The following is a 12600-nucleotide window of genomic DNA, read 5'->3' as shown; positions in this document are numbered from 1 at the left end:
TTAATTTACAAAAATCGGGGAAGTTGTCACTAGTCTAATATTTTCCTTATCATTTAAGTTTCCAAGGACTTCAAATCTTAAATACCCTTTTTTAGGATTTATAATAAAGTCGATGTTTTTACCATAGCTAATTTCTTTTTCAAAAACTATCTGATTATTGTTATAAATAAGGATTTTTCTAGCAATCGCCCCTATATACTTGGTGTTTTTAAAAGAACCTTCTTTAATGCTGATGGTTCCAGTAAATTCTTCTTCATTTATCATATCTCCAAGATCTGCTTTATTAAAATTATAAGTAAATATAGGTCCATAAGTAAGGTAAGTATTGGCGTTTTTTATAGCACGTAAAGTATTTTTTTCGTTTATCTCACCCTCTATACCCACCATATTAATAGGCACTGTATCATCATCCTTTGATTTTACATGCCAGTCACGTCCTCCAAGGGCTGCTAATTTATAACCATCATTTAAAAGTTTTTTCCAAAACCTATAGGCAAGTATTGTGGATTTGCTATTTTCAGAATTTTCACCATTTATTAGCTCTAGGTAAGAAAATTTTGAGTAATCCTTTATATTAAATTCAAAATGGCAGCCGGTGCATATTGGATTGCCCATATCAAAGGGGTGGTTTATGGAAAATACTGTGTCTGGATTTTTTTCTCGAATTTCATCTATACAAGCTTCCATATTGCTAAGAGTTGCCTTGGTATAATTTCCTGCATCATGGGCTCCTAAAATCAACATGTGACCAAAAAATGTAGTCCATTCTACCCCATGAAAAACTGGGAGAATGTCTTTATCAAAACCTCTTTCATAAATTTCATCAACTCCTGCATCCGTATTGTGGTCTGTTAAAAACATAGCCTTGTAACCAAAGTCTTTGGCATTTCTTACTACCTCTTCTGGGGTTAAGTGCCCATCAGAATGGTGAGAGTGGGAGTGGAGTAAGACTGGATAATATTCTAATTTACTCATCTATGGCCTCCAAGGAAATTTTTGCAATAACCTTGCTATTACAAGAGTGCATGGATAGGACAAACTCATAAGATCCAGGGCTTACATCAAATTTTTTATAGCCGCGGGAAGAATAATCTTTGCTGACTGTGATCTCTTGGTCATTTACCTTATTGTGATAAGCACCTACAAATTTACCCTCATAAAAAAGACTGGTTGTTAGAAAATTTTCTACATTTGCATCAAGAGTGCTAGCGTGATCCGTGTCAGTATAAATACTATCTTGCAGATATTTATTAACTGCTTCTTTTAAGGGGTCAATCTTTTCGTCATCCGGCACTAGGGTTGGCGAATATGAAAGCTTAATGATTAATCTATCAAATTTTTTATCAAGCACAAAGGGAAAGCGCCTGTGGGTTAGGCTATCTTCCTTATTTAAATTTAAATTTTCATCTATAATTAGCATTTAAGTATCCTTTTATTTTTACATATCAATAGTGATTATAAAAAAAGACTATTAGGCTAGTGTAATTTTTATGTAAAATCTAAATTAACAAGGCTTTTGTGCTATACTTTAAATATAAAAATGATTAAGGAGTTTATTTTGCATATATTAGTTGATTTGTACCTTACCTTTGCTAAAATTGGTCTATTTACCTTTGGTGGTGGCTATGCCATGCTGCCACTTTTGGAGCGAGAGGTAGTGGATAATAAAAAGTGGGCCAGTCGTGAAGAAATATTGGATTATTATGCAATTGGCCAGTCGACACCGGGTATTATTGCAGTAAATACTGCAACTTTTTGCGGTTATTCTCAAGCGGGAAATTTGGGAGGGATCATTGCCTCTTTAGGTTTTATCACTCCATCTATAATTATTATTTTAATTATTGCTAATTTTTTACAGGCTTTTAGCCACATCACCTGGATTCAGCATGCCTTTGCCGGTATTAGAGTAGGAGTTTCTGCCTTAGTTTTTTATTCAGTTTTAAAAATGGTAAAGAAAAATGCTAAGACACCACTTAAATTTGCGATATTTTTACTGACTTTTGTTGTTATAGGATTTTTACAAATATCCCCAGTTATTATTGTCATAAGTGTGGGTGTCCTTGGAATTCTACTAGGAAGGGTGGATAAAAATGCTTAGATTAATTTGGGAATTTTTTAAAACTGGAATCTTTGCCATAGGTGGGGGCATGGCCACTATTCCATTTTTACAAGAAATGGCCAAGGCCTTTGGCTGGTTTAGTGAAGAAGACCTCTTAGATATGATAGCAGTTTCAGAATCCACACCGGGAGCCATTGGTATAAATCTTTCTACCTTTGCTGGCTTTAAATCTTATGGAGTAGGTGGAGCAATTTTAGCAACCCTTGCCCTTATTACAGGACCTATTATAATTACTTTAATAATTGCAAGGGCAATGGCAAAGTTTAAATCATCAAAGGTAGTCCATGATATGTTTGAAACCATCCGTCCAGCAACTGCGGGATTAATCCTTGGAGCCATGAGCTCAGTTATAGCCCTAACTCTTTTTAATATTCCCTTATTTAAACAAAGTGGAAATTTATTTGATCTTATAAGGGTGCTGCCTCTTACATTTTTTGGTATTTATCTTTTTGTATTAATTAGGTTTAAAAAAGTCCATCCGCTTGCAATTATTTGCGTAAGTGCTTTAGTTGGAGTAATATTTAGTTTATAAATACTAATTTGAGGGCATAATATATTTATATAAGTCTTAAGGAGAATAAATGAAAAATAAATTATTATTATTATCAGCTCTTGTGGTGCTAACAGCGTGTGGTAACCAAGCTGCTGATAAGGTAGATGATAAAGAAGAAAGTCAGTTAAAAAGAGAAGAAATTATAAATCCTGAGCCAAAATTAAATAAGGATACTATAGAAGAAGAGCTAGAAGAACATAAAGATATAAAAGAAGAAGTTTTAAGAGACCAGCTAGAAGAGGGTGTTGCTGTATTTAAGGCCCTAGATGGTGAAAGCCTTCATAGTATGTTTGAAGATAGTCCTCAAATATACACAACCATTGATTTTGGAAAAGATGGTAAATTTACGGGAGAATATTTTGCCACCAAAGAGGCAGACGGATATGATGCTGGCCTAGATGAGGTTTCTAGAGAGGGACAGCTTCAAGAACAACACGCCAGCACCTATGAGGGTCAATTTGAATATGTTGAGCAAATCAACCAACTAACCTACAAATTAAAATTAAAAGAGCTTAATATTACCTCAGAACCTGGTGTAGATAGTGAAATCCCACAAAAAGCCTATGTTGATTTTACTAAACAACTAAAGGTAGGGGATGAGTTTACAGTTTATTTAGATGGGGCTCATATACCCCCTTATGATAGAGAGGGTACAGCCCTAGAAAATCAAATAAATCCGGTGTCACCACCACAAGGTAGGGAAGTTATAGTAGACCATGCCTTTGGTCCAATTATTTATAGTCCAAGCGAAGATGTAGTTTGGAAAACTTTTGTTTATTAATATGTAAGCACTTTCATAAAAGACGGGAAGACTTCCGTCTTTTATTTTGATAAAATTTATAAAGAGGAGATTAGAGATGATAGAAAAAATACCTACAATATTTGACACAGATCCGGGCATAGATGATGCCTTTGCCCTTAGTTTTTTAAACAAAAGCGATATTTTTGATGTAAAAATGCTCTCATCAGTTGCAGGTAATGTAAAGCTCTTCCACACCACAAGAAACTTACAAGGCTTAGCAAAAGCTATGGATTGGGAGATTCCGATTTATAAGGGCCTTGAGAAACCAATTTTAGGTAAACAAATTTTAGCAGAGGGCTTTCACGGAGAAAATGGACTTTTAGGCTATGAATTTGCTGATAATGAGCTTAAAAAATTAGAAGATAAATCTGCAATAAAGGCTATGGCAGAAGTTTTAGAAGCAAATGATAAGACTCTAATAATCGCAGTAGATCCCCTTACAAACATTGCAAGCTTAATACTAGCCCGACCTGACCTAAAAGAAAAAATAAGAGAAATTACAATAATGGGTGGAGCAATTGGCATGGGAAATGTAACACCCACCGCCGAATTTAATATTTTTGCCGATCCAGAAGCTGCAACCATAGTATTTGCTAGTGGCATAAAAATAAATATGTTAGGTTTAAATGTTACGACAAAAACTTCTTATGATATAGATATGCATAATGAATTTAAAAACTCAGATAAGAAAATAAATGAGATCCTATCAGCTGTTATGGATATAAGAATAGACCAAGCAGGAGCTGAAGAAAACTACACAACCTTTATGCACGATACACTGGCGGTAATGTATCATACAAATCCAGAAATTTTTAAAAGCCAGATGGTCCACATGGATGTAGAAACTAAGGGAGACTTTACTCGTGGCATGACAGTGGCAGATTTAAGAGCACATTCTACTGCTTATAAAAATATAAACTTTGTTTCTGATATTGATATAGATAAATTTAAGGAAATTTTTATGGATGTTTTATTATAAGGAGAAATTTATGAAGGCAGGTAATAAGCTTAAATTTGTAGTGTACTTTCTACTAGGGGTTATATTTATAGCCCAAGGAATTAGGAACCTATCCTATCCAGAAGCAAAATGGTCTGCTATAATTTTAATTATCCTAGGTATAGCAGAAATTTTACTGGCCTTAAACTTATTCAGGGATAAAAATAATTTATAAAGCAAAAAAACCTAAGCCATTTGGCTTAGGTTTTGTTTTTTATTATCTTCCAACTCTTTTTCTGATTTCTCCAATTATAAGTGGTAGGAAGGATAATGGGATTATTATTAACCATTCCCAGCTTATAAATTGAAGCTCAAAAAGTCTTCTAATTGGTGGTACGTACATAACTAATAGTAGTAGGGCAAAGGATAATAGGTTTGCTTTTAATAGGTTTTTGTTGCTAAACCAACCTAGTTCTCTTAATGTATATCTTTCACTTCTTACAGAAAATGCTCTTAAAAGCTCACTTGTAATAAGTGTTGCAAATACCATTGTGTGGGCACCTTCTATATTGTTAGGGAAGATGTAATTTAACCCTATAATATAGGCTGCAAGCACTGAAAATGTAATAGCAATTGATTGCAATATTACATTTTTACCAGTTTCTCCAGATAAAATAGATTCGCTTGGATCACGTGGGTCACGTTCCATGATATCAGCTTCTGCTGGCTCTACCCCTAGAGCAAGTGCAGGGAAAGCATCTGTTACTAGGTTTAACCAAAGTAGTTGGATTGGTGTAAGTGGGCTTGGAAGTCCAAATAGGATTGATAAAAATACTATTAAAACTTCGGCAATATTACAAGAAAGTAGGAATCCAACAAATTTTTTGATGTTTGAGAAGATTACTCTTCCTTCTTCAACCGCATTTACTATTGTAGCAAAGTTATCATCTACTAGAATCATATCTGCAGTATCTTTGGCAACATCAGTTCCTGTAATACCCATTGATATACCGATGTCAGCATTTTTAATAGCTGGAGCATCGTTTACTCCATCTCCTGTCATGGCAACAACATTGCCATTGGCTTGAAGGGCATTTACTAATTGCACCTTATTTTGTGGAGAAACTCTGGCAAAGATTCTTTTTGTCTTTACAATTTCTCTAATTTCTTCTTCTGATTTGTTATTTAAATCAGATCCTTGCATAGCTTGGTCTTCGCGCTCTGCAATGCCTAGGTCTTTGGCAATGGCAAGGGCAGTTTCAAAGTAGTCCCCAGTTATCATGATTACATCGATACCTGAGTTGTGACATTCAGCAACTGCAGCTCTTGCTTCTGGTCTTGGTGGGTCAATCATACCTGTTAGACCTACAAATACCATTTCGCGTTCGATATTTTCTGTTGTAAGATCCTCACCTTCTAGAGTTTCATATGGTTTAAAGGAGTAAGCCATAACACGTAGGGCTTGTTTGGCAAGTTTAGTATTTTCTTCTAAAACTTGTCTTTTCATATCTTCTGTAAAATCTTCTAGTTTGCCATCAATCATGATTTTACTTGAGTTATTAATCATAATATCTGGAGCACCCTTGGTCATGGCATAGTATGTTCCATCCATTTCGTGGAAGGTTGTCATCATTTTTCTATCAGAGTCAAATGGGATTTCATCTATTCTTGGATGAGCTTCATTTAAATCTTCTTGAACAATGCCCCATTTTTCAGCAAGGGTAAGCATAGCACCTTCAGTAGGATCTCCTGTTATTTCGTATTGGCCATTATTTTCTATTAGGTTTGCATCATTTGATAAGGATGCTACAGTCATTAGAAGTTTGATTTGGTTATGGTCTTTTATAGTTTCCCCATCTAGTTTTATGTCACCTTGTGGGGCATATCCAGAACCTTCTACATCAAACTCTTTAAAGTCTGTAAATACTTTTGTAATGGTCATCTCATTTTGGGTAAGAGTACCAGTTTTATCTGAACAAATGGCTGTTGTAGAACCTAATGTCTCTACAGAAACTAGGTTTTTAACAATAGCTTTTTTCTCAACCATACGGTTCATACCAATTGATAAAACAATTGTAACTACTGCTGTTAGACCTTCTGGGATAGCAGCAACTGCAAGAGAAACTGCAACCATAAAGTTTTCAAGTATTGACATATTACTTCTAAAGTAGCCTACAATAAAAACTAAGGCACAAACTACAATTACAAGAATTGCAAGTTTTTTGGATAAGTCTTTTAATTGTCTTTGAAGTGGTGTTTCCTTATCTTCTACAGAATCAAGACTTGTTGCAATATGACCGATTTCTGTATCATGACCTGTTGCAGTTATTACTCCTTCACCGTGACCATATGTTACTATAGATGAAGAAAATGCTGAGTTGCTACGATCTCCTATACCAACTTCTGTATCATAAACTGCATCCGCATCTTTTTCTACAGCTACTGACTCACCAGTTAAAGATGACTCATCAATTTGTAAGTTTCTTGAATCAAGTAGTCTAATATCAGCTGGGATAATATCTCCTGTTTCAAGTATAACTATATCTCCAGGTACTAGCCCATCAGCTTTTACCTTTCCTCTTTTTCCATCACGTAAGACAGTTGCTTCAGGGCTGCTCATTTTTTGTAGGGCAGCTACACTATCTTCTGCCTGACCTTCTTGGTAGATACTCATAATAGCATTTATAACTACTATTGCAATAATAATAATAGCTTCAACTGTATCACCTGTAAAAGCTGAAATGATTGATGCTACTATAAGCAATATAACCATAGGGTCTACTAATTGGTCTTTTAGTTTTTCTAGTAAAGATCTTTTATTTGATGACTCAATTCTATTTGGACCGTATTTTTCCAAACGAGCTTCTACTTCACTAGAGGAAAGACCAGTTTTTGGGTCAGAATTTAATCTGTTTAATAATTCCTTTTTGGAACCTTGGTAGTCCATATTTCCTCCTAAAATATTTTTGCAAAATGGTAATAAAAAAGACTTTTGGCAATAACTGCCAAAAGTCTTGCCACCGTATGAGGGTTTATTTAACCGGAATGAAAAATTCGTTTTGACGATTAAATAATTGGGCTACTCCCTTTTGCTACTTTCATTATAAGCTAGATTTTCTAAAAATACAACAATAAATTTAAAAACAATAACACTTTTATATAAATAATGATACTTTTATACATGGTAGATAAATATATAAAAACATTGATAAAAATCTTTAAAAAACATTACCTAGATAACTTTTAAGAAGTTTTATTTGCAAAGATACTTGCCTATATTTAAATAAAGCAAACGTATGCAAGCGCTTGACTTTTTCGTTAAAAAACCATACTATTATTATAGATAGAGAGACGTCTTTATCAAAAATTCACAATCATGAATGTGTTTTAGTTTACTGAATTAAAGTAAAAGGAGTATATATGTTAAAATTTAACCTAAGAATGGGTATTGGTGCTCCTGCTTCACCTATCGTAAATGACGGTGATGAGGTTAAAAGAGGCCAAAAAATTGCTGACTTTGACCCTGAACAATTATCAGTACCTATTTATTCATCTGTAAATGGTAAGGTTAGCAAAGTTACTGATGAAGCTATCTACATAGAAAAAACAGATGATAATAAAGAATATATAAAAATGGATGCAAAAGGAAGCCTAGCTGATGTAGCAAGAGAAGCTGGTATTATCGGTCTTGGTGGGGCAGGATTTCCTACTTATGTAAAATTAAATTCTGACCTAAAAGGCGAAGGATACCTATTAATCAACGCATCAGAATGTGAACCTATCCTTGAGCATAACATTGCCCAAATAAAAGAAAACCCACAAAAACTTATTGATGCTGTAAAACTTGCTAAAGAAAGTATTAATGCAAAAATGGCATTTATTGCCATGAAGATTATTCACACAGAAGAAATTAAAGCATTAACAAAACTTCTAAAAGAAAACAACATCGATGACATTAGAGTTTTCCCACTAAGAAATATGTACCCAGTTGGGGAAGAACGTGCAATCATCAGAGATGTATTAAACCAACTACTAGGCGTAACAGACCTACCAAATGTTGCTGATGCAGTTGTTATGAACTCTGAAACAGTTATTGCCGTTTATGAAGCATATGAAGAAGGCAAACCACTTATTGATAAAATGATGACAGTAGCAGGTAACCTAAATAATTTAGGTGAAAACGAATACGAAGTAAGAACATACCCAATCGGTACAATTCTTTCTGACATCATCGAAGAGTTTGGTGGAGTTCGTGAAAATGCTGGTGAAATCATCATTGGTGGACCATACACAGGTCACACTATGCTTGAAGAAGAAATTCTTTCAAAAACAGTTGGTGGTATCATCGTAGCTGATCAATGTGAACAAGTAGAAAAACTTGGTATCATCCGTTGTGCATGTGGACCAAACAAAGAAAGACTACTTCACATTGCAGAGATGATGGGTGTTAAAGAAGAAGACCTAGTAGGATATGAAACTTGCAAAAACGCTATTGAAGTAAAACCAGGCGTATTAAAATGTAAAAACCCAGGTATCTGCCCAGGCCAAGCAAGTAAAGTATTAAACCTTTATAAAAATGGTGCAAAAGATATCCTAATTGGTCACTGTACAGATTGTTCTAACACAGTAGCAGCAAACGTTGCAAATATCCCAGTGGAAATGCACCATGCTACAGACCATGCAAAAGACTCCATGGGCATGGAAAGAACAAGAGCAATGAAATAAAGGAGCAAATATGGCATTAACACATGAACAAATTCAAGCAAATCTTGATAAAAAAGCTGTTTTAGCTCTAAGATCAGTAGAAGGAACAGAAATAACAGAAGCACTTTTAGAAGATCCAGCAATGTTTGATCAATTAATCGACTTAGGATTAATTGAAATTCCTGAAAATACACTTACTATAGGTGAAGTTTTAGGAGCAACAGTAAAAGAACTTACAGAAGGACTTACAGCTATCACACCAGAAATAGTAGATACATCTAAGGTTGTAAGCGCAGCAGATGAAACAAAAGCTGAAGTATCAAATGAAGAAGCAATTGATGCTACAACAAGTGAAGATGTAGATGTAAGCTTTGACTTTAGCGAATCAACAAGCAATGGCTTTGTTATTTATATAGAAGAAGGTAAGGATATAAGATTAGAATTTGAATTCTAATTTACTTATTTCCATAATTATAAAATATAGTTAAAATATTGTTTATATACCTAAGGTATAGTATAATTACAGTAAATAGATAGGTATTTTTAGTATCTATTTATAAATATATTTCTAAGGAGGACGTATGTCACTAACACAAGAAATGGCTGAAAAGCATAAAGATGATGTTGCTGTTCTTTGCTGTAGAGCAGAAGCAGGAACAGTGCTTTCCGCAGATAACTTAGAAGATCCATCATTATTTGATGAAATGGTTGATATGGGCATTCTTGAAATCCCAGAAGACACACTAACAATCGGACAAGTTATTGGAGCTACACTAAATGAAACAGCAGACTCACTTACAGCTTTAACACCAGCTAATACAGATGACTTTAAAGAAGCATCAAGCGAGGAAGATGAAGAAGCAGCTGAAGAAGTAAGTGTAGCAGAAACACAAACTGCATCTGCAAACCAAGCTAACGCAGGAGTAGAAGCAGGAAATGCATTTGCACCAAAACTAGGTAATGGTGTTGTTAAAATCCACATTGGAGAAGGTAAAAACATCAACCTTGAAATTCCATTATCAGCAGCTCAAAATGGTGCAACACAAGTAGCTTCAAACGATAGCGATCTTTTAGTAGCAAACCCATCAGAAGTAGATGGTAGCACAAGCACACCAGCAGTTAGCGAAGATGACATAAAAAAAAATCTACTAAAGAGAGAAATAGTTAAGATTAATGAAGTTAAACTGGGTGATGAAACTAAAGTTGAAAATGGTGTAATTACAATTGATGAAAGTTTAATTCAAAAAGCTATTGATTCAGAAAAATTAGTAGTAGATGTGAAACTTGACATCATCACACCAGATAACTACGGTGAATACTCAAACACAATCATGGACGTTCAACCAATTGCAACAAAATTAGATGGGGCAGAACTTGGTGAAGGAACAACAAGACTTGTTGAAGGTGCTGTAATCGTAGTAACAGGTACAGATGCAAATGGTGTACAAATCGGTGAATTCGGTTCTTCAGAAGGTGAAATGGACAGAAACATTATGTTTAACAGACCAGGATCACCAGATGATGGAGATATCCTAATCAAAACTGACGTTACAATCAAAGCTGGTACAAACATGGAAAGACCAGGACCAATGTCAGCACACAGAGCAACAGATATTATTACTCAAGAAATCAGAAACGCTCTTAAAGACTTAGAAGAATCAGCAATCGATAGAGTAGATGAATTTGAACACGTTCGTCACCCAGGTAAACACAAAATTCTTTTAGTAAAAGAAATCATGGGACAAGGTGCGATGCACGATAACTACATCTGGCCAACAGAACCAGTAGGTACTGAAGGAGCAAAAGCTAACGTAGACTTAGGAAACGTACCAGTAATTGTAAACCCACTTCAAGTACTAGATGGTGTTATCCACGCATTAACATGTATAGGACCAGCTTCAAAAGAAACATCAAGACACTACTTTAGAGAACCACTTGTACTAAAAGCTCTAGAAGATCCAGACTATGATGTTTGTGGTGTAATGCTAGTAGGATCTCCTCAAGCAAACACAGATAAAACATATGTGTCAAGATTCCTAGGAACAGCAATTGATACAATGGACTTAGAAGGTGCAGTTGTTACAACAGAAGGATTTGGTAACAACCACATCGACTTTGCAAGCCACATTGATCAAATTGGTAGACGTGGAGTACCAGTAGTTGGTATGACATACTCAGCGGTTCAAGGACAACTAGTAGTTGGTAACGAACACATGAATGCAATGATTGATAATAACAAATCTCGTCAAGGTATCGAAAACGAAATCTTAGAAAACAATACATTAGCAGAAGAAGATGCAATAAGAGCACTTGAAATGCTAAGAGCTAAGATTGAAGGAGAAGAAATCGAAGAACCAAACAGAAAATGGACACCAGATGTTAAAGAAGCAAATATTAAAGCTATCGAAGAACAAACTGGTCAAACAATCGAACTAGTTCCAAACGAAACTTCTCTAAAAATGAGTAAAAAACGTAAAGAAATCTACGAAGCAGACGATTTCGATCCAACAGATGTCTAAGAATCAAACTTATGATGACCCAATGGGTAATTTAAATTACCTACAAGGCACTATAATGGATGTCTCCGATGGGGGAGTTCATATATCATTTTTTGGTAGGCTCGGGGAACTACACATACCAAAGAGAATGATAATTAGTGATAGACCTGCAAAAGTAGGCGATATTGTAGGGGTAATGTTAACTTATCCAGAAGTAATTGAAGAATACGAAGAAAAGGAGAATAATTAATGGCTGTAAAAGGTTTAAAATCAGAAATCTTTGTACCTATTACTCCAGATCCAGTTTGGGCTGAAGTTACAAAAGATTTATCTGAAATGACAGTAGCACTTGTTACTTGTGCTGGTGTTCATATGAAAAGTGATAAAAGATTTAATCTAGCTGGAGATACATCTTACAGAATTATTCCTGGTGATGGAAAAACAGAAGATATGATGGTATCACACGGTGGATACGATAACTCAGACGTTAACCGTGATATCAACTGTATGTTCCCAATAGATAGATTAAGAGAATTAGCAGATGAAGGATTTATTGGAGCTGTTGCACCAGAAAACTTTGGTACAATGGGTGGTGGTGGAAACGTACAAGTCTTCACAGAAGAAGTAGGACCAGAAATCGCTCAAAGACTTTTAGATGAGAATGTAGACGCTGCTATACTAACTGCTGGCTGAGGTACTTGCCACCGCTCTGCCGTGATTTTGCAGAGAGCAATTGAAGAAGCTGGTATAGCAACAGTATTAATCGCAGCTTTACCTCCAGTAGCTAGACAAAATGGTGCTCCAAGAGTATCTGCTCCAAGAGTTCCAATGGGTGCTAACGCTGGTGAACCACACAACGTAGAAATGCAAACAGCAATCGTAAAAGAAAGTTTAGAGCTTCTAGAAACACTAGATAGCCCAGGACACATTGTTCCACTACCTTACGAATATGAGGCATCAATCTAGGTTTAAGCAATAAATCTAGCT

13 protein-coding genes are annotated in these 12600 nt (G+C 35.2%); 10 read left to right on the top strand and 3 right to left on the bottom strand.

The features are described 5' to 3' along the window. The gene (locus tag AB9Q04_RS03690) at window positions 1–975 is read right to left on the bottom strand and encodes a CehA/McbA family metallohydrolase (RefSeq protein ID WP_410024029.1); all 975 of its coding nucleotides are present in this window, start codon (window positions 973–975) and stop codon (window positions 1–3) included. Next, the gene (locus AB9Q04_RS03685) at window positions 968–1420 is read right to left on the bottom strand and encodes a hypothetical protein (protein WP_410024028.1); all 453 of its coding nucleotides are present in this window, start codon (window positions 1418–1420) and stop codon (window positions 968–970) included. Before AB9Q04_RS03685 ends, AB9Q04_RS03690 begins: the two co-directional genes overlap by 8 nt. A 138-nt stretch (window positions 1421–1558) precedes the next feature. Here AB9Q04_RS03685 and AB9Q04_RS03680 point away from each other — a divergent pair, with 138 nt between their 5' ends. The 5 genes from AB9Q04_RS03680 to AB9Q04_RS03660 all read left to right on the top strand — a co-directional run bounded on the left by AB9Q04_RS03680 (window position 1559) and on the right by AB9Q04_RS03660 (window position 4646). Beyond that, window positions 1559–2098: a chromate transporter gene (locus AB9Q04_RS03680; protein WP_410024027.1), complete on the top strand. Its 540-nt coding sequence runs from the start codon at window positions 1559–1561 to the stop codon at window positions 2096–2098. Then, on the top strand, window positions 2091–2651 hold the full coding sequence (locus tag AB9Q04_RS03675) for a chromate transporter (RefSeq protein ID WP_410024026.1): 561 nt from the start codon (window positions 2091–2093) through the stop codon (window positions 2649–2651). The genes AB9Q04_RS03680 and AB9Q04_RS03675 overlap by 8 nt, the downstream gene beginning before the upstream one ends. Before the next feature lie 49 nt (window positions 2652–2700). Continuing rightward, window positions 2701–3453, top strand: a complete 753-nt coding sequence (locus AB9Q04_RS03670) for a hypothetical protein (protein WP_410024025.1) — start codon at window positions 2701–2703, stop codon at window positions 3451–3453. 76 nt (window positions 3454–3529) lie between these two features. After that, window positions 3530–4453: a nucleoside hydrolase gene (locus AB9Q04_RS03665; protein WP_410024024.1), complete on the top strand. Its 924-nt coding sequence runs from the start codon at window positions 3530–3532 to the stop codon at window positions 4451–4453. Between the two features lie 10 nt (window positions 4454–4463). Further along, the gene (locus tag AB9Q04_RS03660; RefSeq protein WP_410024023.1) at window positions 4464–4646 is read left to right on the top strand and encodes a hypothetical protein; all 183 of its coding nucleotides are present in this window, start codon (window positions 4464–4466) and stop codon (window positions 4644–4646) included. 42 nt (window positions 4647–4688) lie between these two features. Here AB9Q04_RS03660 and AB9Q04_RS03655 read toward each other — a convergent pair whose 3' ends face one another. Further along, window positions 4689–7358 carry a cation-translocating P-type ATPase gene (locus tag AB9Q04_RS03655; RefSeq protein ID WP_410024022.1) on the bottom strand — a complete coding sequence of 890 codons (2670 nt, stop codon included), beginning with the start codon at window positions 7356–7358 and terminating at the stop codon, window positions 4689–4691. A gap of 473 nt (window positions 7359–7831) precedes the next feature. On the opposite strand from AB9Q04_RS03655, the gene prdC reads away from it, so the two are divergent. The 5 genes from prdC to prdB all read left to right on the top strand — a co-directional run bounded on the left by prdC (window position 7832) and on the right by prdB (window position 12579). Then, entirely contained in the window at window positions 7832–9136 is a 1305-nt protein-coding gene (prdC, locus tag AB9Q04_RS03650; protein ID WP_410024021.1) for a proline reductase-associated electron transfer protein PrdC, read from the top strand. Between the two features lie 10 nt (window positions 9137–9146). Continuing rightward, complete coding sequence (locus AB9Q04_RS03645) at window positions 9147–9569, top strand: hypothetical protein (RefSeq protein WP_410024020.1); 423 nt, start codon at window positions 9147–9149, stop codon at window positions 9567–9569. 127 nt (window positions 9570–9696) lie between these two features. Further along, window positions 9697–11634 carry a D-proline reductase (dithiol) proprotein PrdA gene (prdA, locus tag AB9Q04_RS03640; RefSeq protein WP_410024019.1) on the top strand — a complete coding sequence of 646 codons (1938 nt, stop codon included), beginning with the start codon at window positions 9697–9699 and terminating at the stop codon, window positions 11632–11634. Continuing rightward, window positions 11627–11863, top strand: coding sequence for a CBO2463/CBO2479 domain-containing protein (locus AB9Q04_RS03635; protein ID WP_394010930.1), 237 nt, complete (start codon window positions 11627–11629; stop codon window positions 11861–11863). Before prdA ends, AB9Q04_RS03635 begins: the two co-directional genes overlap by 8 nt. Continuing rightward, window positions 11863–12579 (top strand): D-proline reductase (dithiol) protein PrdB, encoded by a 717-nt coding sequence (gene prdB / locus AB9Q04_RS03630; protein ID WP_410024018.1) that lies wholly within the window; start codon window positions 11863–11865, stop codon window positions 12577–12579. Before AB9Q04_RS03635 ends, prdB begins: the two co-directional genes overlap by 1 nt. Window positions 12580–12600 lie beyond the last annotated feature (21 nt).

Source organism: Anaerococcus groningensis (assembly GCF_046365465.1).
Taxonomy (GTDB): domain Bacteria; phylum Bacillota; class Clostridia; order Tissierellales; family Peptoniphilaceae; genus Anaerococcus; species Anaerococcus groningensis.
The sequence above is the reverse complement of the archived record's forward strand: the minus strand, read 5'-3'. Positions and strand labels throughout refer to the sequence as shown.

Excerpts from the sequence above, each read along its gene's own strand:
- AB9Q04_RS03690 (WP_410024029.1), bottom strand. The coding sequence starts at position 975 with ATGAGTAAATTAGAATATTATCCAGTCTTACTCCACTCCCACTCTCAC.
- AB9Q04_RS03685 (WP_410024028.1), bottom strand. The coding sequence starts at position 1,420 with ATGCTAATTATAGATGAAAATTTAAATTTAAATAAGGAAGATAGCCTA.
- AB9Q04_RS03675 (WP_410024026.1), top strand. The coding sequence starts at position 2,091 with ATGCTTAGATTAATTTGGGAATTTTTTAAAACTGGAATCTTTGCCATA.
- AB9Q04_RS03670 (WP_410024025.1), top strand. The coding sequence starts at position 2,701 with ATGAAAAATAAATTATTATTATTATCAGCTCTTGTGGTGCTAACAGCG.
- AB9Q04_RS03665 (WP_410024024.1), top strand. The coding sequence starts at position 3,530 with ATGATAGAAAAAATACCTACAATATTTGACACAGATCCGGGCATAGAT.
- AB9Q04_RS03660 (WP_410024023.1), top strand. The coding sequence starts at position 4,464 with ATGAAGGCAGGTAATAAGCTTAAATTTGTAGTGTACTTTCTACTAGGG.
- AB9Q04_RS03655 (WP_410024022.1), bottom strand. The coding sequence starts at position 7,358 with ATGGACTACCAAGGTTCCAAAAAGGAATTATTAAACAGATTAAATTCT.
- prdC (WP_410024021.1), top strand. The coding sequence starts at position 7,832 with ATGTTAAAATTTAACCTAAGAATGGGTATTGGTGCTCCTGCTTCACCT.
- AB9Q04_RS03645 (WP_410024020.1), top strand. The coding sequence starts at position 9,147 with ATGGCATTAACACATGAACAAATTCAAGCAAATCTTGATAAAAAAGCT.
- prdA (WP_410024019.1), top strand. The coding sequence starts at position 9,697 with ATGTCACTAACACAAGAAATGGCTGAAAAGCATAAAGATGATGTTGCT.
- AB9Q04_RS03635 (WP_394010930.1), top strand. The coding sequence starts at position 11,627 with ATGTCTAAGAATCAAACTTATGATGACCCAATGGGTAATTTAAATTAC.